Genomic DNA, 25,738 nt, shown 5'->3' with positions numbered 1-25,738 from the left:
GGTAATGCAAGCGACGTGCCAGTGCGGGCGCACCGGTTTGGTTCTAGAGCGGTCGAGTTGCGCGATGGCCTCAGAAACCGCTTTCACCTCAGTTGTGTTTCGTAACAGAAGTCACAGAAATTCGTGAAAACGCAACGGACTGGCCGGCGATCCCGAGTCTTTACGTAACATCGGCGCACCTTTTTTATAAATTGTTAACTAAAATCCACATTTCCAAAAATGTGAACTTTGGACCTCAGTTTCGTTTTCTTTATCAACCATTCGATTCACCGAGAGCTCATCTTGAAAAAACTACTCCTGGTTGCAGCCATCGCAGGCGCCCTTCCTTTCGCTGCGCAAGCAGAGTCCAATTTCGTGAGCGCGGCATCGGGCACGCTGACCGCCACGGCGCGCCTCAACTTCACGGTGACGATTCCGCGCGTGATGTATCTGCAGGTCGGTACCGGTACCAACTTCAGCACCGTGGGCACGGTCGATAACCTGGCCTTCACGGTGCCGGGCGCATCGGTCGGCGCGGGCGGCACCATCGCCGGCACGGGCGGTGATCTGGGTGCGGGCGCGGTTACGGTTCGCGTGCTTGGCAATGCCGGCGACCTGTCGCTCAAATCCGGCGTGACCGGCCAGCTGAGCAACGGCAGCAGCACCATCCCCTGGAGCGCCATCACCGTGACGGCGGCGCCGCTCACCGCCGGCATGACCGCGGGCTTCACCAACGCAGCCATCACCCACCCGGCCTTCAGCACGACCTCGGGCGCGGGTCCGACCGCCACGACCTTCACTTCGGTGAACACGGTGGTGCGCCAGGAAAGCAAGTGGACCTTCGCGTACGACAATACCGGCGTCTACGCGCCCGGTACGTACGGTGCCACGGTGGCCAACAACGGCGTCGTGACCTACACGCTCACCTCGCCCTGACCCTGCGCCGTCGCCATGGGAAAAAGGCGGCCTGGCGCCGCCTTTTTTCCAGCCTCGGGAGAACCCCTTGACATTGCGCCGTCCCTCCTTCGAACAGCTCCGTCTCGCGGCGTGCCTCGTGGCCGCCTCCGGCGCGCTGATGCCTGCGCACGCTTACACGGTGGGCATTGCCTCCGCATCGCGCTCGCTGTACCTGCAAGTCGGCGCGGGCAACATGGCTCAGGGCAATCCCAACTCCGCCGGCAACAACTCGACGCAGAACAACGTGACCGCGACCGTGCCTGTGGCGGCACTGTTCACCAGCGGCGCCGCGCAGACGATGAACACCGACAGCACCGTCATGAACAGCCCGATCGACGGCGCAGCCTACTGCACCCCGGCCGGCAAGGTCTATGTCGGCAGCTTCTTTCGCACCACCGGTTCTTCCAACAACAGCGCGACGCTGACCGTGAGCACGCCGGCGAACCTGTCCAGCGGCAGCGCCACCATTCCATTCAGCACCATCTCCTGGACCGGCACCGGCAGCGGCCAGTACGACTCGGAGATTCCGAGCGGTTCGTTCAGCAGCACCCTGCTCACGCTGGTCTCCGTGGCCAAGAACACCTGGTCTGAAAGCTGCCTGCTGTTCACTTACACCAATCCCGGCATGGTGCCGTCCGGCACCTTCACCGGCACCGCAACCTACACGTTGACGGCCCCATGAAGAACGCATGCCGCGCGCTCGCCGCCGCCCTGCTGGCGCTGCTCGCCGCACAGGCCGGCGCTGCCACCTACCGCGTCGACGACACCGGCACGGTGGTCGGTCAGCCGGTCACGCCGATGCGCTGGCGCCAGCCCGTGCCCGGCCGCGTTGCGGACAACACCGTCGAGGGACAGGTCTCCGTCGCACTGCGCCTGAACCTGTCGCAGTGGGTGATGCGCCAAGCCCGCATCTACATGCTGCTGGCTCCCACCGAGAACGAACGGCTGGTCGCCACCTGGCGCACCCAGGGCCGGCTGCTGCCGGGCTCCATGCGCGGCGGCGACCGCGTGCTGGTCTTCGAGGGCATGGTGCGCGAACCCTTCCTGCAGGAAACCATCCTGCTGAATCTCACGGCCGACGGACGCGCGCTCGAGCGCGCCCAGTCGCTGCAATTCAACTTCGAGATCGAGATGACGCCATGATGCGCGCGATCGGCTTTTCTTCCCGCCTCCTGCGCGTACTGGCGCTGGTGGCATTCCCCGCCTCGGCCGCCTTCGTGGGCACCGGCGCGCAGGCCCAGTTCGCGCTGGCCGTCTCGCCCCCCCGCTTCGAATTGAGCGGCAAGCCCGGCGAGCGCGTGCGCGACGTGATCGAGCTCAGCCACTCGGACGCTCGACAGGGCGAATACACCTTCAAGACCGCCGACTGGACGCTCAAGCCCGACGGCTCGGTCGACTTCAGCGACGAATTGGCGCCGGGCAGCTGCCGGCCCTGGGTGGCCATCGAGCGCCGCGAACTCAGCATCGCCGCGGGCAAACCCTATCGCTACCGTTTCGAGGTCACGCCGCCGGCCGGTACGCCGCCGGTGGAGTGCCGCTTCGCCGTGCTGATCGAAGGCAAGGAGCACACCAACGCGCCCGGCACGCCGGTGGCGATGGCCGCGCGCATCGGCGTGATCGCCTACGTGGCGATCGGCGATGTTCAGCCCGTGCTCGACATCGCCGGCACTGCCGTGAAGACCGTGAACGGCAAGGACCTGCCGGTGCTGCGCATCCGCAACACCGGCACGGCGCACGGCCGGCTCGCGGGCTTCCTCAACGGCACCGATGCCAGCGGCGCGCGGCTCGAATTCCAGCCTGCCACCACGCCGGTCATGCCGGGCGAGACACGCGAGATTGCGCTCACCGCGACCCGGCCTGGCGACACGGATGCGGCCGTCACGGTGCGCTTTCCGGTCACCGTGACCGGTTCGCTCGAATGGGGCAAGAGCGGCTCATTCAAAGTCAACGAACGCTTCGGTCAATGAAGAAGCGGGCCCTGCAAACCGCGCTAGGACTCTGCGGCGCGGGCACCGCCCTGGCCGGCGCGGGGGCGTGGGCCCAGGTGCCGGCAACGGCGGGCAACCCGCCTCCGGCCGTCGCCGCCGCGTATGTCGATCGCGTGCTCGAAGAGGGTCCCGTCGTGCCCGAGGCCCCGCAGGCCGAAGAACCCAGCACCGGCTGGCCGCGCGGCTGGAGCGCAGAGCTGCAATCCAACCGGCAGAGCAACAGCGCCGTCAAGACGCAGAGCCAGACGCTGACCTTCTCCGGTTTCCTCGACACGCCCAACTACGGCGCCTTTTCCGCCAACCTCAACCTGAACCGCAACCCGGCACCGGTGTACGGCTACGGCGTGTTCGGCAGCAGCGGCTCGCCGTACAGCGTGGTGCCCTTCACCGCACGCAACGGCAGCACCTGGCGCGTCGATCAGCGCGCGATGCCCTTCGACGGCGGCTGGTTCGGCAACAGTTCGGTCGGCAACATCAACATGGGCAGCACGCCGCTGGCACGCGGCATCGGCCGGGTGTTCCTGCCGAGCCTGCCGATCGAGGGCGCGTCCGTGAGCATCGAGCAGCCGGGCCGCACGCAGTTCAATGCCTCGGCCGGGCGGCTCGGCTACTTCGACGGGCTGGCCTTCCAAGGCTTCTCGGCCGGCCGCGGTACGGCTGCCAGTGTCGGCGCGCAGACGCAGATCGCTGGCGGCGACGGCCCCATGGCTCTGGGGCGCACCGACGCAGCGGTGCAGTTCGTCGAGGCGCGCAACGTCAACACCAGCGGCCTGACCGGATACGCGCGCGATACCCGCACGCTGTGGAGCGCAGTCTCGTGGCAGGGCCTCGCGCCCTGGGCCGACACGATCGGCAGCGGCACCGGTGGTATCGGCGACCGCATCGGTGGCATGCGCGTGCAGGCCAACCTCGTGCACAGCGCGGGGCGGCCGTCGGACGCGTCTTCGCAAGCGCCCTTCGACTCGGCCACAGGCGGCTGGCTCGACGCGGCCTGGCGCACCGACTGGCTGCAGCAGAGCGCCTCGATGTTCTATTTCCAGCCTTCGCTGCGCTGGGGCTCGGACACGCTGCCCAACAATCTGCGCGGCGCCTCGTGGCGCGGCGACATCTCCACCCGCCAATGGCAACTGGGCGGCAATGTCGAACTGAGCGACAGCGTGAGCGGCACTCAGCGCCGCTCGCTCTACGCCAACATGTTCGGCCGCTACCGCTTCGATTCGCGCGATGCGGTCTCGGGCAACGTGGCCGCACGCAGCGGCTCCTTCGCCGCGCAGTCGGCGCAGGTGACGTGGGAGCACCAGTCCGACTGGGGCTATACACAATGGCGTACCGACGCGGCCCACGGCGTCGACCTGCGCGTCCTGCGCACCGGCATCGACCACGCCTGGCGCGTCGGGGAGGCGCAGACGTTCTCGACTTCGCTGGCCGTCGAGCAATCGAACCGATCGGGCGGGAGCCTGCGCACCGTGCACTGGGGCGTGCTCGGCACGACTCCGCTGGTGGCCGGTGCGAGGCTCGACCTGAGCTTGCGCGGCAGCAACGGTCTCGGCGGCAACAGCACGCGCTTTCTCAGCGCCAACGCGCGGCTGGCTTGGCCGTTGGGCCGCGGCTGGTCGTTCATCACCCAGGCCACCGCGTCGCGCGGACAGGAGGCGCTCGACCCTGCGGTGGTCTCGGCCCTCACGGCCGCCACGCTGCAGCCGACGCTGATCGTGCCTTCCACCCGCTCGTTCATGCTGGTGCTGCGCTACGAAGGCCGCGCCGGCTCGGCCAGCGCCCCCATCGGCGGCGCGCCAGGCCTCGGCGACGGCCGGCTCGAAGGCCGCGTGTTCTTCGACCAGAACAACAACGGCCGGCGCGAAGCCAACGAGGGCGGTGTGGGCGGCGTCACCGTGCGCATCGATCGCCGCTACGTGACCCAGACCGATGCGCAGGGCTTCTACAGCTTCCCGTCGGTGGCCGGCGGCAGCCACGAGGTCGAACTGGTCCAGGACACCCTGCCCCTGCCCTGGAGCAGCCCGGGTTCGTCCACGCAGCGCGTCGACATCCGCGTGCGCGGCACCGCCGTGTCCGATTTCGCGATCCAGAAGGACCGCTAGCAAAGACCCAAGCAAGAAAGCCGTTCCCGGCCTATATTTCCCCCCGTTGCTGCCGATATCCGGAGATCGGGCGCCCATGCAGCGCCCGACCCCCATGTTCTTACGAGGGATCGGGCCTTATGACGGGAAGCTGGCTTCACTCGGGGCGCGGCGCGCTGGCCGCCTTGCTGCTCGCGCCAATGCTGTGCGTGGCTGACAACGGCTCTGGGAGCAATGCCGCGACGGCGCGGTTGCGCATCACCGTGACCGTGCCGCCCGTGTTCCGCGTGCTGCAGGTCACGCCGACCGCCGAGGGCTACCAATACCGCGTCTGGACCAACATGAAGTCGATCATGCTCGGCGGGCGCGAGTACCGTTTTTCCAATCTCGGCGAGAACACGCTGAGCCTGCGCAACCCGGCGGCGGGCGCGTGGATTGTTCACGGGCTGTAGAAATGGGCGGTCCGCTCAGCCCTCGATGCCGCAACCGTTCAACACGAAGGCCACGAGTTCCCGTGCGATCGGCTCGCGATCGATCGGCGCGTCGGGCGGCAGGCCGAGCATCACGCGCGTCTGGATCGCGTAGTCGGCATAGCTCTGGGTCATGGCCCAGATGTGCATCAGCAGGATGCGCGCGTCGAGCGGGCGCATTTGCCCGCGCGCGATCCAGCCGTTGATCACGTCGATCTTCTTCTGCGTCCAGGCCCGTGCGTTGGGCCAGTAGCGGTCGAGGTTGCGGCCGCCGTCGAGGATCTCGCGCGTGAAGATGCGCGACATCTCGGGGCTGTCGAAGGCGTGGTCGAGTTTCTTGCGGATGTAGCCGCCGAGCACCGTGGCCGGGTCGCTCGCGTCCTCGAAGGAGAACACCACCTTCCACGCATGCAGCACCTGCATCAGCAGCTCTTCGTAGAGCTCTTCCTTGCCGGCGATGTAGTAGTGCAGCTGGGGCTTGGTGAGGCCGGCGCGCGCTGCGATGGCCTGAGTCGAGGTGCCTTTCAGCCCGTGCAGGCTGAACTCGGTGACCGCCGCGGCGCGGATCGCCGCCATGATGCGTTCGCGCCCGGGCCGAGCGCGCGACAGCGGGCCGTCGGGGGCGGGCATTTCCCGGGCGGTCGAAACGGGGAGGGCGGCTGGATCGGCGGTCATGATGGCGGGAAGGCGCGGTGCGCGCGGCCGATGGTAATCCCTCGCGCATGACCACATGCCATGCCGGCATGAACGCGCAGGGCATGCCGGCACGATTCATGTATCTTCCTCGCCGCCTCGAAAGATTCCACCTCAACACAGGAGTTCTCCATGTACCTTTCTCCCCGTTTCCGTGCCTTTGCGGCCGGCGCCGCAATGCTGGCGGCCAGCGCGCTCGCGCAGGCGCAGCAGGCGCTGCCCAACGTGGTGATCCTCGCCACCGGCGGCACCATCGCCGGGGCCGGCGCCTCGGCCGTCAACAGCGCCACCTACGCGGCCGCCAAGGTCGGCGTCGAGAAGCTGATCGCCGGCCTGCCGGAGCTCTCCAAGGTGGCCAACGTGCGCGGCGAACAGGTGTTCCAGGTCGCATCGGAAAGCCTCACCAACGACAACCTGCTGACGCTGGCCAAGCGCGTGTCGGCGCTGTCGAAGCAAGCCGACGTGGACGGCATCGTCATCACGCACGGCACCGACACGCTCGAAGAAACCGCCTACTTCCTGACGCTGACGGTGCACACCAGCAAGCCGATCATCGTCGTCGGCTCGATGCGTCCGGGCACGGCGCTGTCGGCCGACGGCGCGCTCAACCTGTACAACGCGGTGAACGTGGCGGGCAGCAAGGACGCGATGGGCAAGGGCGTGCTGGTGACGATGAACGACAACATCGACAGCGGCCGCGACGTGAGCAAGAACGTCAACATCAAGACCAACGCCTTCTCCAGCCAGTGGGGTCCGCTGGGCATGATCGTCGAGGGCAGGAACTACTGGTTCCGCGCACCGGTCAAGCGCCACACCATGAACTCGGAGTTCGACATCGACAGCATCAACGCGCTGCCGCCGGTCGAGATCGCGATGGGCTACGAAGGCGTGTCGTCGGTGGCCATCGACGCGATCGCCAAGAGCGGCGCCAAGGCGCTGATCCATGGCGGCACGGGCAATGGCTCGGTGGCCGACCGCATCGTGCCGAACCTGCAGAAGGCGCGCGCCGACGGCGTGATCGTGATCCGCAGCGCCCGCGTGCCCGACGGCTTCGTGATCCGCAATGCCGAGCAGCCCGACGACAAGTACGACTGGGTGGTGGCGCACGACCTGCGTCCGCAGAAGGCGCGCATCCTGGCGATGGTCGCGCTGACCAAGACGAACAACACCAAGGAACTGCAGCGCATCTTCTGGGAGTATTGAGCCCCCCGGCTTTTCACGCCGCTTCGCGGCGTGTAATTCGCCACCCCCCCGAGGGGGAGGCGCGGCTCGCCTTGGGGCGGCCCGGCGGCGGCCGCCTCCGCCAGCTCCTCTATTGCTTGCCGCGATGGTGCCGTGCGTACTCGATGCTCGCGATGCAGATCGCCAGCCAGGCACCGCCCGAGCACAGCCCCGCGAGCACGTCGCTAGGGAAGTGAGCCCGCACGAAGATGCGGCTGCAGGCCACGGTGACCACCACCGCCGTTGCCGCCATCACCGACGGCACCCGCCAGCGCGGCGGCAGCATGCGCAGCCCCAAGTAGCCCAGCATGCCGTAGAGCACCATCGAGCCCGAGCTGTGGCCGCTCGGAAAGGAATAGCCCGACACCTGCGCGAAGCCGAAGTCGTGCACCGGCCGAGCGCGCTCGAAGATGAGCTTGAGCACGTGGTTCAGCACCCCGTTGCCGGCGATGGCCGCGACCCAGCCAGCCGCGAAACCGCGGTGCCCGCGAAGCCACAGCGCCACCGCCACGCCGGCGCACACCAGCACCGCGACGATCGGGTCGGCCATGTGGGTGAGCCATGAGAACGCCTCCCTCACGACCGGCGGCGTGTGCGCGCCCACGGCACGGCTGATCGTCTCGTCCAGCAGGCCCATGGGCCGACCGTCGCCGAGGCCTTCCGCCACTTCGGCGAACAGCCAAGCCAGCGCGATCACAGACGCCGCGCCAATGGTCAGCCCGCCGAACAGCAGTCCGGCGCCCGGTTCGGGCTGTGCCGCATGCCGGCGCCGCAGGTGCTCGAAGCCCCACGCCGCGAGGCCGGCGGCCACGGTCAGCATCACCAGAAGAACCAGGAATCCGGGCCAGGCCTGGGCGCCGAGGCGCTCTCCCAGGGCGATCAATGCGGCATCTTCAACGGACATGGGCGGGGCGGGCGGACGGCAGGCGCAGGCGAATCACGGCGTGTCGGCAGGGGTTTCAAAGGGGAGGTCGAGCATAGCGGGCCGTTCCTGACCGCCCACTGCCTCGTAAAATAGCCGGTTCGTTGCGCCGCGGGTCCTTCTCCCGCCGGGCGGCCGCCTTCACGCAGAGCCATGCTGACCTTCCAACAAATCATTCTCAAACTGCAGTCGTACTGGGCCGACAAGGGCTGCGCGCTGCTGCAACCGTACGACATGGAAGTGGGCGCGGGCACCTCGCACACCGCCACCTTCCTGCGCGCGCTCGGCCCCGAACCCTGGAAGGCCGCCTACGTGCAGCCCAGCCGCCGCCCCAAGGACGGCCGCTACGGCGAGAACCCCAACCGACTGCAGCACTACTACCAGTACCAGGTGGTGCTCAAGCCGGCGCCCAGCAACATCCTCGAGCTCTACCTGGGCAGTCTCGAAGCGCTGGGCTTCGACCTGAAGAAGAACGACATCCGCTTCGTGGAAGACGACTGGGAGAACCCCACGCTCGGCGCCTGGGGCCTGGGCTGGGAGGTGTGGCTCAACGGCATGGAGGTGACGCAGTTCACCTACTTCCAGCAGGTCGGCGGCATCGACTGCAAGCCCATCACCGGCGAAATCACCTACGGCCTGGAGCGCCTGGCGATGTACCTGCAGGGCGTGGACAACGTCTACAACCTCACGTGGACGGATGGTCTCAGCTATGGCGACGTCTACAAGCAGAACGAGGTCGAGCAGTCGACCTACAACTTCGAGCACAGCGACGCCGAGTTCCTGTTCACCGCCTTCGCCGCGCACGAGAAGCAGGCCAAGAACCTCATGACCGAGCAGCTCGCGCTGCCGGCCTACGAGCAGGTGCTCAAGGCTGCGCACAGCTTCAACCTGCTGGACGCGCGCGGCGCCATCAGCGTGACGGAGCGCGCGGCTTACATCGGCCGCATCCGCAACCTCGCGCGCAGCGTGGCGCAGAGCTACTACGACAGCCGCGAGCGCCTTGGTTTCCCGATGGCGCCGCGCGAATGGGTCGCGCAGATGCCGCCCAGGAAGCCGGCCTGATACACCACAGCACGCCCGATGCCCACCGTCTTCACCCACGTCGCCGTACCTGTCTGCGCAGCCATTGCGCTGGGCGCGCGGCGCGTGCCGGTGCCGGCGCTGCTCGCGGGCATGCTGGCGTCCATCGCGCCCGACTTCGACGGCCTGGCCTTCAAGCTCGGCATCGCCTACGGCGGCATGGCGGGCCACCGCGGCTTCACGCACACGCTGGTGTTCGCGCTGCTGCTGGGCCTTGCGGGCTGGTGGCTCGCGCCGCGCTGGGGCATGCGCCGGGCGGCGGGCTGGGCGTGGATTGCGCTGTGCACCGTGTCGCATCCGCTGCTGGACATGCTGACCAACGGCGGCATCGGCATCGCCTTCTTCTGGCCGTTCAGCGACGTGCGCTATTTCAGTCCATGGCGGCCCATCGAGGTGTCGCCGATCGCCCTGAAAAAGTTCTTCTCGCCGCGCGGTGCGCAGGTGCTGTTCAACGAGATGGCCACCGTGTGGGCGCCGCTGCTGGCGGCCGCGGTGCTCGCGCTGGTTGCGCGTCGATCCGTGGAGCGGCGCCACGGCGCCGTTGCCGCATGAATTCGGTCTTTTCTTCTTTCCCCTCCACGGTGCCGCTTCGCTGCGTGCCCGTGACCGGTGCCGTTCGCGGCCCATTTCCAACAACGCTCTGAGCCATGTCGTCTGCCAGCCTTCTTGTCGAACTGTTTGTCGAGGAATTGCCGCCCAAGGCGCTGAAGAAGCTCGGTGATGCCTTTGCCGGCGTGCTGCGCGACCAGCTCGTGGCGCAAGGGCTCGCCGCATCCGGCGCCGTGCTCACTGCCTATGCCTCGCCGCGCCGCCTGGCTGCGCACCTCACGCACGTGGCCGAGCGCGCCGCCGACAAGGCCGTGTCGCAAAAGCTCATGCCCGTGGCCGTGGGCCTCGATGCTTCGGGCCAGCCCACGCCCGCGCTGCTCAAGCGCCTGGGCGCATTGGGCGCCGATGCTTCCGCCGTGCCCGGCCTGAAGCGCGCCATGGACGGCAAGGCCGAAGCCCTGTTCTACGAAAGCACCGCCAAGGGCGCCACGCTGGCCGAAGGCCTGCAGAAGGCGCTGGCCGAAGCCATTGCCAGGTTGCCGATTCCCAAGGTCATGAGCTACCAGCTCGAAGAAGGCAGCGAGCTGCCCGGCTGGACCAGCGTGAGCTTCGTGCGACCGGCGCACGGCCTCGTCGCGCTGCACGGCGACACCGTGGTGGCCATCGAGGCGCTGGGCCTGAAGGCCGGCCGCGAGACGCACGGCCATCGCTTCGAGGCGGCGGTCGATCCGGTCGTGCTGCGCGATGCCAACAGCTATGCGCTGCAGATGCAGGAAGACGGCGCCGTCATCGCGAGCTTCGAGGCGCGCCGCGCCGAAATCGCGCGCCAGCTGGCCGCGGCGGCAGTGGAGGTCGGCGGCGGCTCGGTGCCCATCCACGACGACGCGCTGCTCGACGAAGTGACCGCGCTGGTCGAGCGCCCCAACGTGCTGGTCTGCAGCTTCGAGCGCGAGTTCCTCGAAGTGCCGCAGGAATGCCTGATCCTCACGATGAAGGCCAACCAGAAATACTTTCCGCTGCTCGATGCGTCGAGCAAGCTCACCAACAAGTTCCTGGTGGTCAGCAACATCAGCCCCGACGATGCGAGCGCGGTCGTCGAAGGCAACGAGCGCGTCGTGCGCCCGCGCCTGGCCGACGCCAAATTCTTCTTCGACCAGGACCGCAAGAAGTCGCTGGCCTCGCGGGTCGAGTCGCTGGGCAAGGTGGTCTACCACAACAAGCTTGGCACGCAGGGCGAGCGCGTGCAGCGCGTGATGCACATCGCGCGCGGCATCGCAGAGAAGCTCGGCGATGTATCGCTGGCCGCGCACGCCACGCAGGCCGCTCAACTCGCCAAGGCCGATCTCGTGACCGACATGGTCGGCGAGTTCCCCGAGCTGCAGGGCATCATGGGCCGCTACTATGCGCTGCACGACGGCCTGGACGCCTCGGTGGCCGACGCCATCGAAGACCACTACAAGCCGCGCTTCGCAGGCGACGAGCTGCCGCGCAACAGCGTGGGCCTCGTGGTCGCGCTGGCCGACAAGCTCGAGACGCTGGTCGGCATGTTTGGCATCGGCAACCTGCCCACCGGCGACCGCGACCCCTTCGCGCTGCGCCGCCATGCGCTGGGCGTGATCCGCATGCTGGTCGAGAAAGACCTGCCGCTCGATCTGAGCAAGCTGGTGAGCGCCGCGCGCACCGTGCTGGACGACGCCATCGGCAAGACGGGGCAGTTCCCGCTGCACAAGGCCGCGGAAGACGTGAGCCAGGTCGTCGATTTCATCTACGACCGGCTCGCCGGTTCCCTGCGCGAGCAGGGCGCCAGCGCGCAGGAAGTCGAAGCCGTGCTGGCACCGCGCCCGCAGCGCCTGGGCGAAGTGCCCAAGCTGCTGGCCGCCGTGCGCGCCTTCGCCGCCCTGCCGGCCGCCGCCGCGCTGGCGGCCGCGAACAAGCGCATCGGCAATATCCTCAAGAAGGCCCCAGAGGCCGACGCGCACGTCAGCGAACTGCTGCTGCACGAACCGGCCGAGAAGGCGCTGCATGCGGCCATGGCGCAGGTCGTGCCCGCCGCCAACGCGCAATTCGAGGCCGGCGACTACACCGCCTCGCTGCAGACGCTGGCCGCGCTGCGCGAGCCGGTCGACGCCTTCTTCGACGGCGTGATGGTCAACGCCGAACAGGCCGACCTGCGCCTGAACCGGCTCGGCCTGCTGATGTCGCTGCACGCCGCGATGAACCGGGTGGCGCAGCTCGAGCGGCTGGCCGTCTGAACATTCCTACGGCAACACCACCATGGGCGGCACCGCCATGAAACTCGTCATCCTCGACCGCAACGGCACGATCAACGTGCACCGCGAAGACTTCGTGAAGAGCGACATCGAGTGGACGCCGCTGCCTGGTGCGCTCGAGGCTGTGGCGCGGCTCAACCATGCGGGCTGGCACGTGGTGGTGGCATCCAACCAGTCGGGCCTGGGCCGCGGCCTGTTCGACATGGCCTCGCTCAATGCGATGCACGCCAAGATGCACAAGATGCTCGCGGCGGTGGGCGGCAAGGTCGATGCGGTGTTCTATTGCCCGCACAGCCCCGACGAGGACTGCGACTGCCGCAAGCCCAAGCCGGGCCTGTTCCTGCAGATCGGCGACCGCTACGGCATCGACCTCAAGGGCATCCCGACCTGCGGCGACAGCCTGCGCGACCTGCAGGCGGGCGCGGCCGCCGGTTGCGAGCCGCACCTGCTGCTCACGGGCATGGGGGCGGCCTGCCGCGGCATCGATCCGCTGCCTTCCGAATATCCGGCGAACACGTTGGTCCACGACGATCTCGCCGCTTTTGTTGATTTTTTGCTTGCGCGCGAAGCGCGGGCTGCACTGCAGGTGACTGTCTGATGGCGTTTTTTCGTTCCGTTCTCCACGCGTTGTGGATGCTCGTCACCGTGATCCCCTGGGGCATCATCATGTGCGTCAGCTCGCTGTGGAAGCGCGGCATTCCGCTCTACTGGATGGCGGAGCGCTGGCTCGGCTGGGCCATCGGCGGCGCGCGCGTGCTGCTGGGCATCAAGACCCGCGTGAGCGGCATGGAAAACCTGCCGACCGACAAGCTCGCGGGCGCAGTGCTGCTGGTGAAGCACCAGTCCACGCTCGAGACCTTCCTGATGCCCACGCTGATGCCGCATCCGCTGGCCTACGTGTTCAAGAAGGAGCTGATCTACGTGCCCTTCTTCGGCTGGGCGATGGCGCGGCTGGACATGATCCACATCGACCGCAGCCAGCGCGCGCAGGCCTTCAACAAGGTGGTGAACCAGGGCCGCAAGCTGCTCGCGCAGGGCATCTGGATCATCATGTTCCCCGAGGGCACGCGCATCCCGCGCGGGCAGAAGGGCACCTACAAGAGCGGCGGCACGCGGCTCGCCTGCGAGACCGGCGTACCGGTGATTCCCGTTGCGGTGACGTCGGCCAAGGTGTGGCCGCGCAAGGCCTTCATCAAGCGCCCGGGCGTGGTCGACGTGTCCATCGGCCCGGCCATTTCGAGCGTGGGCCGCAAGCCCGACGAGCTGATGCGCGAGGTCGAGGCCTGGATCGAGGCCGAGATGCGCCGCCTCGATCCCGAGGCTTATGTCGACAGCCCGCAGTCTGCGCAAGAAGCGGTGAGCTGAGGAACAGAGAGCCTGGCATGGGGCGACTGCTTCAGTTCACGATGGACCTGTTCGAAGGGCTTGGCAGCGAGTTCGCGTCGCCGGCACCCGTCCCGGCGCGGCCGCGCAGGGCGAAGAAGCCGAAGCCTGCGGCACCGCCGGCGACTCTTCTTGCTCCTCCCTCCGTGGCGCCTTCGGCGCCGGACGATGAACACGCCGTGCCCTCGCCGCCGGCGGTTCCGCTTGCCGAGACGCTGGCGCTCGCGAATTTCGCGCACCCTCAAGCCACCCGCGAGGTGGTGCTCGGCTCTGCGCGCGTGGCCTACGAATTCAAGCGCGGCAAGCGCAAGACCATCGGCTTTCTCGTCGGTGCCGAAGGCCTGTCGGTGCGCGCGCCGCGATGGGTGGCGCTGCGCGATGTCGATGTGGCCATCCACGAGAAGTCCGACTGGATCCTGCGCAAGCTCGCTGAAACGCAGCAGCGTCATGCGCGCGTCGAAGCCACGCGCATCGAGTGGAGGGATGGGGCCGGGTTTCCGTTCCTCGGCGAGCCGGTGGTGATCCAGCTCGACCCGAAGCACGGCTTCGCCAGCGTCGGCGGCACGCTCGATGCCGGTGACGGCACGGGGCCGCGCATCCTGCGGCTGGCGGTGGCGCAGAACGCTGCGCCTTCGCAGATCCGCGATGCGGCACAGGCCTGGCTCATGCGGCAGGCGCGGCGCCTGTTCATCGAGCGGCTCGATCATTTCGCGCCGCTGCTCGGTGTGCGCTGGCAGAAGCTGTCGCTGTCGAACGCGGCCACGCGCTGGGGCAGCGCAAGCGCGGACGGGTCGATCCGGCTCAACTGGCGGCTCATTCATTTCCGCATGCCCGTGATCGACTATGTGGTCGCGCACGAACTGGCCCACCTGCGCGTGATGGACCATTCGCACCGCTTCTGGGAAACGGTCGGGAGCGTGATGCCTGACTACGACCTGCTGCGCCAGCAGCTCAAGGACGAAGCGGTTCCCCGCTGGTCCTGAGGCATTTCTCGGGCGCGCTCAGCGCGCGTGCGTAACGCCCCCGTCCACCACCAGCGTCGACCCCATCACATAGTCCCCAGCCCGAGAGGCAAGGTAGATGGCCGCGCCCGCCATGTCTTCCGGTGTACCGATGCGCCCCGCGGGGATGCGGCCCTTGACCTCGTCCCCGTGGTCGCGAGCGTCCTTGTTCATGTCGGAGGCGAATGCGCCGGGTGCAATCGCACTCACCGCGATGCGGTCCTGTGCCAGCCGCAACGCCATGCGGCGCGTCAGCTGGATCAGCCCCGCCTTGCTCGCCGCATACGAGTACGTCTCCTGCGGATTCACGGAAATCCCGTCGATCGATGCGATGTTGATCACCTTCGCCAGGTGATCCGTGGCCGCCTTCTTCAGCATCGGCGTCAACGCCTTCGTCAGGAAGAACGGCGTCTTCAGGTTCAGGTCCACCACCTTGTCCCAGCCGCTCTCGGGAAACTCTTCATATGGCGCGCCCCAGGCGGCCCCGGCGTTGTTCACCAGGATGTCCAGCGAGCCTTCGTGCTTCGCATAGGCATCGACCAGCGCCTGCGCGCCCTCGAGCGTCGACACGTCCGCCGGCAGCGACACGCAATGCCCGAACGCCGACAGCTCCTTCGCCGTCTGGTCGCAGGCCGCGGCCTTGCGCGCCGAGATGTACACGCGCGCGCCCTGGGCCAGGTAGCCCTCGGCGATCATGCGGCCGATGCCGCGCGAGCCGCCGGTGATCAGCGCCGTGCGGCCCTTCAGCGAGAAGAGTTGGGTGGTGTCCATGGTGCGGGTGTCTCCTGAATGAATGAGCGATCGGTCCAGGAAACGAGCTTAGTGCGCGCCGCGCCCCGCGGGCGTCACCTCGGTGTCAGCGTCAGGCTTCGGGGGCTCGTGAAGCTGCGCAGGTCGCCGCTCACCGGGTCGAGGAACGCGACCGACCTGGCCAGCAGCTGCAAGGGCTTGCCGAAGTCGTCGGCGCCTTCGGGCAGCAGCACGGGATAGATCGGATCGTTCACGATCGGCATGCCCAGCGCCATGCAGTGCACGCGCAATTGGTGCTTTCGGCCCGTCACGGGCGAGAGCTTCAGCAGCGCGTGGCCGTCGCGCACCTCTTGCACCTCGATGCGGGTTTCGGAGTTGGGCTCGCCGGGTTCTTCGCGCACGCGCATGAAGTGGTGGTCGTCGACCAGCCGGCTGCGGTAGGTGGCGGGCACCGACGATACGCCTTCGTACCACGGCACCACGGCCTCGTAGTGCTTGGCGATGCGGCGCTCCGGAAACAACTGCTGATAGGCGCCGCGCGTGGCGGGCCGCACCGAGAACAGCACCAGCCCCGAGGTGCTGCGGTCGATGCGGTGCAGCGGCACGAGGTCGTCGAGCGCCAGCTTGCGCTTGAGCCGCACCAGCAGGCTCTCCTGCAGGTACTTGCCGGTGGGCGTGACGGGTACGAAGGGGGGCTTGTCGACCACCAGCAGTTCGTCGTCCCGGAACACGACCTGCTCTTCGAACGGGATGCGCGCTTCGTTGTCGAGCGTGCGGTAGTAGTACACGCGCAGCGGCGATTGATAACGGCGCGCCACCGTCACGGGCACGCCGTGCTCGTCGATGACGTCGTTCGCCTCGATGCGTTCGAGCCAGGCCTCGCGCGTGATCGCGGGAAAGCGCTCGATCAGGAATTCGGTAATGGTCGGCCAGGGGCCGTGGACCAGGCCCACACAGCTCGGTCCGACGCCGTCGCGCGTGGGCAGCGGCAATTGGGGCGGTCGGCGCCGGGTCATTGCGGCAGTGCTCGCCGCAGCACGGACAGGGCTTCGGCGAACGAAGGCCGCGACGCCGCGTCGGGCTGCAGGCAGCGGTCTTTCAACGTCGCCACGGCCTGCGGCGGTGCGTCGTTGCAGCGTTCGAGCAGCTCTTCCAGCAGGCAGCCGAAGGCACGCATCTCCAGGCCTTGGAACGCACGCGCCTGCGCCGAATCGAGCGCACCCGTCATCCACGCCGCACCGAAGTCACCGAGTCGGCCGCCATCTTCCGGATGCCAGAGGATGTTGTGCGCATAGAGATCGCCGTGAAGAATTCCTTGCGCATGCAGGTGCTGCATGGCCGACGCGATGTCGCGTGCGATGCGCAGCGCCACGGCGGATGTCCACCGCGCTTCTTCGGCATAGACATCGCGCGTACACGACGCAAGGCTCGGCGGCCCGGCGAGCGTGGCGAACGATGGATCGACCAGCGCCATCACCAGGCCTTCGATGCCTTCGGGGTGGCCGTCGATGCGGCTCTGCGCGGCGATCAGCGTGGGATGCGCGCCGGCGGCGATGCAGGCGGCCATCTCGCTGTGCGGCCAGCCGTCGCTGGTGACCGCGCCCTTGAAAAGCTTGACCGCGACCTGCTGCGATGCGCCGAGGGTGGCTCGATGGATCACGCCCGATGCGCCTTCACCGAGCTTCCTGCCCAGCGCCAGTTCACGCCAGTCGATGTGCGGCACCGACTGCGCGGTGATCGCCGCGTCCTCGGCCTGCGTATCGAAGGGGTTGCCCGCGCAGGCGAGCCACGACAGGCGCGGCAGCGAAGGCAGCCATGCGGGCAGCGTCTCGAAGCGGTTGGCCGGGATGCGCAGCAGTTCGAGCTGCCCGAGGCCGGCCATCGACGGCGGCAGCGCGCGCAGGCGGTTGCCCGCGAGCATCAGCTTCTGCATCCGCGTGCAATTGCCGAGCGAGCCGGGCAGTTCTTCGATCTGGTTGTCCGTGAGGATCAGCCACCGCAGCGAGGACGGCAGCGAGGCCGACGGCACGGTGCGGATCCGGTTGGCCTTGAAGCCGACGATGTCGAGGCCATGGCACTGGCCGATGGCTTCAGGCAGCGTGGTGAACCGGTTGTCCGAACAGAACAGCACGCGCAGCTTGTGAAGGCGATGGAGGTCGTCGGGCAGCGTGTCGAGCGCATTGCCCGACAGGTTCAGCACCTCGAGCGAATCGGCGAGTGCGAAGACCTCTCGCGGGAACTCGGTGAGTCCGCTCGAGAGATCGATTCTTCTTGCGCCTGCCAGCCGGCCCGCGCGCAGCTGAGCCAGCGTGTCCATCCGGCGAGTCTAAGCCGTCGCGGCCTTGGGTCCGAAGCGATAGATGCCGTCTTTGCCGAGTTCGCGCTTCACCTGGCCGGCGAACCACAGCAGGTGCAGGTGGGCCACCGTTTCGCCCATGGCGAAGGTCATCTGGTGCAGGTCGAGTTCGCGCTTGAACAGGATCGGCAGGCCTTCGGCGGCGGTCAGGGCACGCGCCGTGCAGGCTTCGAGCAATTCGGCCAGCCGGTCGCGGTGGTGCTCCTGCAGCTGGTCGACGCGGCGGTGGATGCCGCGGAACGGCTTGCCGTGCGAGGGCAGGCCCAGCGTGTCGGCCGGCAGTGCCTTGAACTTGTCGATGCTGTCGAGAAACAGGCGCAGCGAGTTCGCCTCGGGCTCGCCCGCGTGCACGCTCACGTTGGTGGAAATGCGCGGCAGCATCATGTCGCCGCCCAGCAGAAGCTTGAGTTCGTCGCAGTACAGCGCGATGTGCTCGGGCGCATGTCCGTAGCCGCTGATGCAGCGCCAGGCGTGACCGCCGATCACGACGTCGTCGCCGTCGAGCATGCGAACGAAGCGGTCGGGCACCGAGGGCACCATGTTCGCGTAGTAGTTGGTGCGCGCGCGGATCTTGGCGAGCGACTCGGCGTCGGTCAGGCCGTGCGAGCCGAAGAAGGCCGCGGCCGCATCGCCGCCCGCCAGGGTGTCGCCATTGGTGCTGAGCACGCGGGCCACGTGGTAGTCGGTGGAACTGATCCATAGAGGCGCGTTCCAGCGCGAGCAGAGCCACTCGGCCAGGCCGATGTGGTCGGGGTGCATGTGGGTGACGATGACGCGCAGGATCGGCATGCCCTGCAGCTGCGTTTCGAAAATCTGCTCCCACTGCGCGCGCGCTTCGTCGTGCGCGATGCAGCAGTCGACCACTGTCCAGCCCTCGACGCCGTCGAGGCTGTCGCGCAGCAGCCAGAGGTTGATGTGGTCGAGCGCAAAGGGCAGCCGCATGCGGATCCAGCGCACGCCGGGCGCCACTTCCAGGGCTTCGCCGGGCTCGGGGAGCGTGTCGCCGAGGGGGTAGTGGAGTTCACGTTCGAGGAGGTTCATGTAAGATTGACGTTTACGTAAACGTCATGGGTTGATGGCACCATTGTAGGGATCGCCGCGCAAACCTGCTGTCGCCCCCGTAACGCCCTTTCGCCACCACCGCCGCCATGCCTGCGCAAACTTTCACCATCAGCCAGCTCGCGAAGGAGTTCGACCTCACGACGCGGGCCATCCGCTTCTACGAGGACATGGGCCTGCTCACGCCCGAGCGCGCCGGCCTGCAGCGCGTGTACAGCGCGCGCGACCGCGCGCGGCTCACGCTCACGCTGCGCGCCAAGCGCCTCGGCCTGAGCCTGACGGAGGCGAAGGAAATCCTCGACATGTACGACAGCCCGCGAGACACCGTGCCGCAGCTGGAAAGATTCCTTGGCGTGCTGGGCACCCACCGGGCCCAGCTCGAAGCGCAGCTGACCGAATTGCAGGCCAACCTCGCGGAGGTGCGGGAGCACGAGAAAAAGGGACGGGCCACCCTGGCCAAGGCACAAAAGGCGAACAAGGCAGCCAAGTCCGCGGAAGCCAAGGCCTGAAACACGACTCATCGACAATAGCCGACTATGCCCGACAACACCGATAACCTCGACGACCTCTTTGCCCACAACCGTGCCTGGTCCGCGCAGATGGAGCGCGACCGGCCCGGTTTCTTCACCAGCCTGGTCAAGCAGCAGACGCCGCGCTACATGTGGATCGGCTGCTCCGACAGCCGCGTGCCAGCCAACCAGATCACCGGCCTGGAGCCGGGCGAAGTGTTCGTGCACCGCAACGTGGCCAACATCGTGGTGCACTCCGACCTCAACGCGCTCTCGGCGATCCAGTTCGCGGTCGAGCACCTGAAGGTCGAGCACATCATGGTCGTGGGCCACTACGGCTGCGCCGGCGTGAAGGCCGCACTCAGCGGTGCGCGCATCGGCCTGGCCGACAACTGGATCCGCCACATCCAGGACGTGCGCGACCGCCACGCCGTGATGCTCGAGAGCCTGCCCGAAGATGCGCGCGTCGACGCGCTGTGCGAACTCAACGTCGCCGAGCAGGTGGTCAACGTGGCCGTCAGCACCGTCATGGTCGACGCCTGGGCGCGCGGCCAGAAGGTCCGCATCCACGGCTGGACCTTCGGCGTGCACGATGGCCTGCTGCAGGACCTCGGCCTGAGCGTCGACGGCGCCAAGCCGCTCGATGCGGTCTACAAGGCCGCGGTGCAGCGCATCCGCTACAAGTGGAGCAAGCCCGGCGAAGTGATCCAGTCGCTGACGCTGCAAGGCACGCAGGTGAACCAGGCGGTGCAGGAGGCGCAGGCCATGACGCCGCAGCCCGAGGCCAACGGCACGGCCGACCCCGCCGCGGCCTGAGCGGCCGTCCTCCATCGGCTCGCGTCGCCATGTTTCCGCAGCGCCTCGACTCGCCGCTGGCCTATGACATCGCGAAGGCGATGATGGACGGCTTCAACCGGCACTACCGGTTGTTCCGCGCCGAATCGGCACGCGCCAAGCACCGTTTCGAAACCGCCGACTGGCACGGCCAGCAGCGCGCACAGCGCGAACGCATCGAGTTCTACGACCTGCGCGTGAGCGAGGCCGTGGCCCGGCTCGAAAAGGAGTTCAAGGCCGGCGAACAGCCGATGGACGTATGGCACCAGGTCAAGCTGCACTACATCGGCCTGCTGGTGGACCATCACCAGCCCGAGCTGGCCGAGACCTTCTTCAACTCGGTGACCACGAAGATCCTGCACCGCGCGTACTTCCAGAACGACTTCATCTTCGTGCGCCCGGCCATCAGCACCGAGTACATCGAGCCGCGCGGTGCGCCCACCTACCGCCCGTACTACCCCAAGCCCGACACGCTGGCCGACACCATCGAGCAGATGCTCGACGACTTCGCGCTGCTCGGCAGCTATGCCAACAAGCGGCGCGATGCGCAGCGCGTGGCGCACGTCATCCTCAACCGCTTCCACCAGGTCAAGCTGCGCGCCAACTTCCAGCTGCAGGTGCTGTCGGGCCTGTTCTTTCGCAACAAGGGCGCGTACGTGGTCGGAAAGATCATGAACGGCTTCACCGAGATTGCGTTCTCGCTGCCGATCCTGCACGACAGCCACGGCAAGTTCTACATCGACGCGGCGCTGTTCGGCGAGGACGACATGCAGATGCTGTTCAGCTTTGCACGCGCCTATTTCATGGTCGACATGGAAGTGCCCTCGGCCTGGGTGCAGTTTTTGCGCTCGCTCATGCCGCGCAAGCCGCGCGCCGAAATCTACAACGCGCTCGGCCTCGCCAAGCAGGGCAAGACGCTGTTCTACCGCGACTTCCTCTCGCACCTGAACTATTCGAGCGACCGCTTCCGCATTGCGCCCGGCATCAAGGGCATGGTCATGCTGGTGTTCGACCTGCCGTCGTTCCCGTTCGTGTTCAAGGTCATCAAGGACTTCTATCCGCCGCAGAAGGACACCACGCGCGAGCAGATCAAGGGCAAGTACCTGCTCGTGAAGCAGCACGACCGCGTGGGCCGCATGGCCGACACGCTGGAGTACAGCGACGTGGGTTTCCCGCTCGACCGCTTCGAGCCCGAGCTGATCGAGGAGATCAGGAAGTTCGCGCCCAGCCAGCTCGAGCTCGGCGACCGCGACAGCAACGGGGAAATGGAGGTCGTGCTCAAGCACGTCTACATCGAGCGGCGCATGATCCCGCTGAATATCTACCTGCAGGAAGCCTTCGACACGCTGGCCAGCCCCGAGAGCCCGGCACATGCCAAGCGCGCGAAGGACCAGCTCGAGCGCGCGGTGGTCGAGTACGGCAACGCCATCAAGGACATGGTCGCCGCCAACATCTTTCCGGGCGACATGCTGTGGAAGAACTTCGGCGTCACGCGCGGCGGCAAGGTCGTGTTCTACGACTACGACGAGATCGAATACGTCACCGACTGCAAGTTCCGCAAGGTGCCCACACCGCGCAACGAGGAGGACGAGATGAGCGGCGAGGTCTGGTACTCCGTGGGTCCGAAGGACGTGTTCCCCGAAACCTTCGAGCCCTTCCTGCTCGGCAACGACGACGTGCGCGCCGCCTTCATGGCGCACCACGCCGACCTGCTCGACGCCGCCTTCTGGCAGCACCACAAGGAACGCATCCAGGCCGGGCAGATGCTCGACGTGTTTCCGTACGAAGAGTCGCAACGCTTCCAGCACGAGGGGCACGCGACGCATTTTTGACCGATCGTTTTTGATTCCGCTTTCACATCCCTGAAGGAGACCTCCATGTCCGAATCCATCGTCATCGTCGGCGCCGCCCGCACTCCCATGGGGAGCTTCCAGGGCGACTTCTCGTCCCTCTCCGCGCACGACCTCGGCGGCGTGGCCATCAAGGCCGCCGTCGAGCGCGCCGGCATCGCGCCCGACAGCGTGGGCGAAGTGCTGTTCGGCAACTGCCTGATGGCCGGCCAAGGCCAGGCGCCGGCGCGCCAGGCAGCCTACAAGGGCGGCCTGCCCGACAGCGCGGGCGCCGTCACGCTCAGCAAGATGTGCGGCTCGGCCATGAAGGCCGCGATGCTCGCGCACGACCTGCTGCTGGCGGGCACGCACGATGTGATGGTGGCGGGCGGCATGGAAAGCATGACCAACGCGCCCTACCTCATGCTCAAGGGCCGCGGCGGCTACCGCATGGGCCACGACCGCATCTTCGACCACATGATGCTCGACGGCCTCGAAGACGCCTACCAGCCGGGCCGCTCGATGGGCACCTTCGGCGAAGACTGCGCCGCCAAGTACAAGTTCACGCGCGAGCAGCAGGATGCGTTTGCCATCGCAAGCGTCGAGCGCGCCAAGAAGGCCACCGACACCGGTCTCTTCAAGGACGAGATCGTGCCCGTCACGGTCAAGGGCCGCGGCGGCGACACCGTCGTTTCGATCGACGAAGGCCCCGGCAAGGTCAAGCTCGACAAGATCCCCACCCTCAAGCCCGCGTTCAAGAAGGAGAACGGCACCATCACTGCCGCGTCGAGCTCGTCGATCAACGACGGCGCGGCCGCGCTGGTGATGATGACCGAGTCGCATGCGAAGAAGATCGGCGCCAAGCCCATCGCCCGCCTCGTCGGCCATGCCACGCACGCCCAGCAGCCCGAATGGTTCTCCACCGCGCCCGTGGGCGCCGTCGCCAAGCTGTTCAAGAAGACCGGCTGGACCGTGAAGGACGTCGACCTGTGGGAGGTGAACGAAGCCTTCGCCGTGGTGCCGATGGCGCTGATGCACGAACTCGACGTGTCGCACGAGATCGTCAACGTGAACGGCGGCGCCTGCGCGCTGGGCCACCCGATCGGCGCCAGCGGCGCGCGCATCATGGTCACGCTGATCCATGCGCTGAAGGCGCGCGGCAAGAAGCGCGGCGTGGCCACGCTGTGCATCGGCGGCGGTGAAGGCACCGCCGTGGCACTCGAATTGCTATAAGAGCAACGGCCGGCAAGCGCCCGGGGGACGGGCGCTTGCCGGCTTTTTCGTTCGGATACTTCAAACAATGCGTAGAGCAGGAGATTTCATGCGCCCATCCATCCACCGTACCGCCATTGCCGCCGTGCTGGCCACCGCTTTCGTGGCGAGCGCCGCCTGGGCGCAGAAGCGCGACAACGTGCTGTTCCAGGCCGCCACCGACGAGCAGCCTGCGGTGATCAAGACGCTGGAAAAGCTCGTCAACATCGAGACCGGCACCGGTGACGCCGAAGGCATCGCCGCCGCCGGCAACTACCTCGAGGGCGAACTCAAGAATCTGGGCTTCACGGTCACGCGCAGCAAGTCGGCCGGCCTCGTGGTGGGCGACAACATCGTCGGCAAGATCAAGGGCCGCGGCGGCAAGAACCTGCTGCTGATGTCGCACATGGACACCGTGTACCTGAAGGGCACGCTCGCGAAGGCGCCGTTCAAGATCGAAGGCGACAAGGCCTACGGCCCCGGCATCGCCGACGACAAGGGCGGCAACGCCGTCATCCTGCACACGCTCAAGCTGCTGAAGGACTACGGCGTGCGCGATTACGGCACCATCACCGTGCTGTTCAACACCGACGAGGAAAAGGGCTCCTTCGGCTCGCGCGACCTGATCCAGGAAGAAGCCAAGCTGGCCGACTACGTGCTGTCCTTCGAGCCCGCCAGTGCCGGCGACGAGAAACTCTCGCTGGGCACCTCGGGCATCGCCTACGTGCAGGTCAACATCACCGGCAAGGCCTCGCATGCGGGAGGCGCGCCCGAGATGGGCGTGAACGCGCTGGTCGAGGCCTCCGACCTCGTGCTGCGCACCATGAACATCGACGACAAGGCGAAGAACCTGCGCTTCAACTGGACCATCGCCAAGGCCGGCAACGTGTCGAACATCATCCCGGCCAGCGCCACGCTGAACGCCGACGTGCGCTATGCGCGCAACGAAGACTTCGACGCCGCCATGAAGACGCTGGAAGAGCGCGCGCAGCAGAAGAAGCTGCCCGAGGCCGACGTCAAGGTGGTCGTCACGCGCGGCCGTCCGGCCTTCAACGCGGGCGAAGGCGGCAAGAAACTGGTCGACAAGGCTGTGGGCTTCTACAAGGAGGCCGGCGGCAACCTCGGCGTGGAAGAGCGCACCGGCGGCGGCACGGACGCGGCCTATGCGGCGCTGTCGGGCAAGCCGGTGATCGAGAGCCTGGGCCTGCCGGGCTTCGGCTACCACAGCGACAAGGCCGAGTACGTGGACATCAGTGCCATTCCGCGCCGCCTGTACATGGCGGCGCGCCTGATCATGGACCTGGGCGCCGGCAAGTAAGCACGACTCGAAAAAAGACAGACAGGAGACAACGCCATGCTGCTCAGCCCCGACCAGGAAGCCATCCGCGACGCGGTGCGCGACTTCTCGCAAGCCGAACTCTGGCCCAACGCGCCCAAGTGGGACCGCGAGCACAGCTTTCCGAAGGAGGCGCACCAGGGCCTCGCCGCGCTGGGCGCCTACGGCATCTGCGTACCTGAGGAGAATGGCGGCGCCGGCCTCGACTACCTCACGCTCGCGCTGGTGCTCGAAGAGATCGCGGCCGGCGACGGCGGCACCAGCACCGCCATCAGCGTGACCAACTGCCCCGTCAACGCCATCCTCATGCGCTACGGCAACGCGCAGCAGAAGAAAAAATGGCTCGAACCGCTGGCGCAAGGGCAGATGCTCGGCGCCTTCTGCCTCACCGAGCCGCAGGCCGGCAGCGATGCATCGAGCCTGCGCACCACGGCGCGCAAGGAAGGCGATGCCTACGTGATCGACGGCGTGAAGCAGTTCATCACCAGCGGCAAGAACGGCCAGGTGGCGATCGTCATCGCCGTGACCGACAAGGGCGCGGGCAAGCGCGGCATGAGCGCTTTCATCGTGCCGACCGACACCCCCGGCTACGCTGCCACGCGGCTCGAAGACAAGCTGGGCCAGCACAGCAGCGACACCGCGCAGATCAACTTCGACGGCTGCCGCATTCCGGCCGAGAACCTGATCGGCGCCGAAGGCGAGGGCTACAAGATCGCGCTCGGCGCGCTGGAGGGCGGGCGCATCGGCATTGCCGCGCAGAGCGTGGGCATGGCGCGCAGCGCCTTCGACGTGGCGCTGGCCTATGCCAAGGAGCGCCAGGCCTTCGGCGGCTCGATCTTCGACCAGCAGGCCGTGGGCTTTCGCCTGGCCGAATGCGCCACGCAGCTCGAAGCCGCGCGCCAGCTGATCTGGCATGCCGCCAGCCTGCGCGACGCCGGGCGCCCGTGCCTGAAGGAAGCCGCCATGGCCAAGCTGTTCGCGAGCGAGATGGCCGAGCGTGTATGCAGCGCCGCCATCCAGACGCTGGGCGGCTACGGCTACGTGAACGACTTTCCGCTGGAGCGCATCTACCGCGACGTGCGCGTGTGCCAGATCTACGAAGGTACGTCGGACATCCAGAAGCTGTTGATCCAACGCGCACTCGCGTGAGCGACGCCGCCTGTCTGTCATCGGTTTGGATGACAGACAGGCGCCCCGCGCCAGCGCACCATGGCTGCCTCTTT

At 67.4% G+C, this 25,738-nt stretch carries 25 protein-coding genes; 19 read left to right on the top strand and 6 right to left on the bottom strand.

Annotated elements, in window-relative coordinates:
- The first annotated feature begins 282 nt into the window (after positions 1-282).
- The 6 genes from ACEN9N_RS21425 (at position 283) to ACEN9N_RS21400 (ending at position 5,454) form a co-directional block, all read left to right on the top strand.
- Positions 283-915: a hypothetical protein gene (locus ACEN9N_RS21425; RefSeq protein ID WP_413334957.1), complete on the top strand. Its 633-nt coding sequence runs from the start codon at positions 283-285 to the stop codon at positions 913-915.
- Positions 916-982: 67 nt separating this feature from the next.
- On the top strand, positions 983-1,618 hold the full coding sequence (locus ACEN9N_RS21420) for a hypothetical protein (RefSeq protein ID WP_495654475.1): 636 nt from the start codon (positions 983-985) through the stop codon (positions 1,616-1,618).
- On the top strand, positions 1,615-2,079 hold the full coding sequence (locus ACEN9N_RS21415) for a hypothetical protein (RefSeq protein ID WP_495654474.1): 465 nt from the start codon (positions 1,615-1,617) through the stop codon (positions 2,077-2,079). The genes ACEN9N_RS21420 and ACEN9N_RS21415 overlap by 4 nt, the downstream gene beginning before the upstream one ends.
- Positions 2,076-2,903, top strand: coding sequence for a COG1470 family protein (locus ACEN9N_RS21410; protein WP_413315571.1), 828 nt, complete (start codon positions 2,076-2,078; stop codon positions 2,901-2,903). Before ACEN9N_RS21415 ends, ACEN9N_RS21410 begins: the two co-directional genes overlap by 4 nt.
- A complete protein-coding gene (locus ACEN9N_RS21405; RefSeq protein ID WP_413315570.1) occupies positions 2,900-5,023 on the top strand; it encodes an SdrD B-like domain-containing protein in 2,124 nt (707 codons plus the stop codon). Before ACEN9N_RS21410 ends, ACEN9N_RS21405 begins: the two co-directional genes overlap by 4 nt.
- A 119-nt stretch (positions 5,024-5,142) precedes the next feature.
- A complete protein-coding gene (locus ACEN9N_RS21400) occupies positions 5,143-5,454 on the top strand; it encodes a hypothetical protein (protein WP_413315569.1) in 312 nt (103 codons plus the stop codon).
- A gap of 15 nt (positions 5,455-5,469) precedes the next feature.
- Here the strand turns inward: ACEN9N_RS21400 and ACEN9N_RS21395 are convergent, their stop codons facing one another.
- A complete protein-coding gene (locus ACEN9N_RS21395; protein WP_007836145.1) occupies positions 5,470-6,102 on the bottom strand; it encodes a TetR/AcrR family transcriptional regulator in 633 nt (210 codons plus the stop codon).
- A gap of 195 nt (positions 6,103-6,297) precedes the next feature.
- On the opposite strand from ACEN9N_RS21395, the gene ACEN9N_RS21390 reads away from it, so the two are divergent.
- A complete protein-coding gene (locus ACEN9N_RS21390; RefSeq protein ID WP_007836147.1) occupies positions 6,298-7,368 on the top strand; it encodes an asparaginase in 1,071 nt (356 codons plus the stop codon).
- A gap of 109 nt (positions 7,369-7,477) precedes the next feature.
- On the opposite strand, the gene ACEN9N_RS21385 is transcribed toward ACEN9N_RS21390, so the two are convergent.
- On the bottom strand, positions 7,478-8,290 hold the full coding sequence (locus ACEN9N_RS21385; RefSeq protein WP_495654473.1) for a phosphatase PAP2 family protein: 813 nt from the start codon (positions 8,288-8,290) through the stop codon (positions 7,478-7,480).
- A 171-nt stretch (positions 8,291-8,461) separates the two neighbouring features.
- Here ACEN9N_RS21385 and glyQ point away from each other — a divergent pair, with 171 nt between their 5' ends.
- From glyQ to ACEN9N_RS21355, 6 genes are all read left to right on the top strand, one after another.
- Positions 8,462-9,370, top strand: coding sequence for a glycine--tRNA ligase subunit alpha (glyQ, locus tag ACEN9N_RS21380; protein ID WP_007836152.1), 909 nt, complete (start codon positions 8,462-8,464; stop codon positions 9,368-9,370).
- Between the two features lie 18 nt (positions 9,371-9,388).
- A complete protein-coding gene (locus ACEN9N_RS21375) occupies positions 9,389-9,940 on the top strand; it encodes a metal-dependent hydrolase (protein ID WP_495654472.1) in 552 nt (183 codons plus the stop codon).
- Positions 9,941-10,035: 95 nt separating this feature from the next.
- Positions 10,036-12,189, top strand: a complete 2,154-nt coding sequence (glyS, locus tag ACEN9N_RS21370; RefSeq protein WP_495654471.1) for a glycine--tRNA ligase subunit beta — start codon at positions 10,036-10,038, stop codon at positions 12,187-12,189.
- 22 nt (positions 12,190-12,211) lie between these two features.
- Positions 12,212-12,805: a D-glycero-beta-D-manno-heptose 1,7-bisphosphate 7-phosphatase gene (gene gmhB / locus ACEN9N_RS21365; protein WP_413315565.1), complete on the top strand. Its 594-nt coding sequence runs from the start codon at positions 12,212-12,214 to the stop codon at positions 12,803-12,805.
- Complete coding sequence (locus ACEN9N_RS21360; protein ID WP_007836158.1) at positions 12,805-13,572, top strand: lysophospholipid acyltransferase family protein; 768 nt, start codon at positions 12,805-12,807, stop codon at positions 13,570-13,572. The genes gmhB and ACEN9N_RS21360 overlap by 1 nt, the downstream gene beginning before the upstream one ends.
- 17 nt (positions 13,573-13,589) lie before the next feature.
- Positions 13,590-14,573 carry a M48 family metallopeptidase gene (locus tag ACEN9N_RS21355; protein ID WP_495654470.1) on the top strand — a complete coding sequence of 328 codons (984 nt, stop codon included), beginning with the start codon at positions 13,590-13,592 and terminating at the stop codon, positions 14,571-14,573.
- An 18-nt stretch (positions 14,574-14,591) separates the two neighbouring features.
- On the opposite strand, the gene ACEN9N_RS21350 is transcribed toward ACEN9N_RS21355, so the two are convergent.
- From ACEN9N_RS21350 to ACEN9N_RS21335, 4 genes are all read right to left on the bottom strand, one after another.
- A complete protein-coding gene (locus tag ACEN9N_RS21350) occupies positions 14,592-15,362 on the bottom strand; it encodes an SDR family oxidoreductase (protein WP_056515878.1) in 771 nt (256 codons plus the stop codon).
- 74 nt (positions 15,363-15,436) lie between these two features.
- The gene (locus tag ACEN9N_RS21345; RefSeq protein ID WP_495654469.1) at positions 15,437-16,357 is read right to left on the bottom strand and encodes a pseudouridine synthase; all 921 of its coding nucleotides are present in this window, start codon (positions 16,355-16,357) and stop codon (positions 15,437-15,439) included.
- Complete coding sequence (locus ACEN9N_RS21340) at positions 16,354-17,658, bottom strand: leucine-rich repeat-containing protein kinase family protein (protein WP_495654468.1); 1,305 nt, start codon at positions 17,656-17,658, stop codon at positions 16,354-16,356. The genes ACEN9N_RS21345 and ACEN9N_RS21340 overlap by 4 nt, the downstream gene beginning before the upstream one ends.
- A 9-nt stretch (positions 17,659-17,667) precedes the next feature.
- Complete coding sequence (locus tag ACEN9N_RS21335; protein WP_007836164.1) at positions 17,668-18,738, bottom strand: MBL fold metallo-hydrolase; 1,071 nt, start codon at positions 18,736-18,738, stop codon at positions 17,668-17,670.
- 107 nt (positions 18,739-18,845) lie between these two features.
- Here ACEN9N_RS21335 and ACEN9N_RS21330 point away from each other — a divergent pair, with 107 nt between their 5' ends.
- The 6 genes from ACEN9N_RS21330 to ACEN9N_RS21305 all read left to right on the top strand — a co-directional run bounded on the left by ACEN9N_RS21330 (position 18,846) and on the right by ACEN9N_RS21305 (position 25,664).
- Entirely contained in the window at positions 18,846-19,265 is a 420-nt protein-coding gene (locus ACEN9N_RS21330) for a MerR family transcriptional regulator (protein WP_007836165.1), read from the top strand.
- Positions 19,266-19,292: 27 nt separating this feature from the next.
- Positions 19,293-20,081: a carbonate dehydratase gene (gene can / locus ACEN9N_RS21325; protein ID WP_413315560.1), complete on the top strand. Its 789-nt coding sequence runs from the start codon at positions 19,293-19,295 to the stop codon at positions 20,079-20,081.
- A gap of 29 nt (positions 20,082-20,110) precedes the next feature.
- Positions 20,111-21,931 carry a bifunctional isocitrate dehydrogenase kinase/phosphatase gene (gene aceK / locus ACEN9N_RS21320; RefSeq protein ID WP_007836168.1) on the top strand — a complete coding sequence of 607 codons (1,821 nt, stop codon included), beginning with the start codon at positions 20,111-20,113 and terminating at the stop codon, positions 21,929-21,931.
- Positions 21,932-21,976: 45 nt separating this feature from the next.
- A complete protein-coding gene (locus ACEN9N_RS21315; RefSeq protein WP_495654467.1) occupies positions 21,977-23,161 on the top strand; it encodes an acetyl-CoA C-acyltransferase in 1,185 nt (394 codons plus the stop codon).
- Positions 23,162-23,249: 88 nt separating this feature from the next.
- Positions 23,250-24,497 (top strand): glutamate carboxypeptidase, encoded by a 1,248-nt coding sequence (locus ACEN9N_RS21310; RefSeq protein WP_007838712.1) that lies wholly within the window; start codon positions 23,250-23,252, stop codon positions 24,495-24,497.
- 36 nt (positions 24,498-24,533) lie between these two features.
- Positions 24,534-25,664 (top strand): acyl-CoA dehydrogenase family protein, encoded by a 1,131-nt coding sequence (locus ACEN9N_RS21305; RefSeq protein ID WP_495654466.1) that lies wholly within the window; start codon positions 24,534-24,536, stop codon positions 25,662-25,664.
- Positions 25,665-25,738 lie beyond the last annotated feature (74 nt).

The organism is Variovorax sp. Varisp46 (assembly GCF_059491885.1).
The sequence above is the reverse complement of the archived record's forward strand: the minus strand, read 5'-3'. Positions and strand labels throughout refer to the sequence as shown.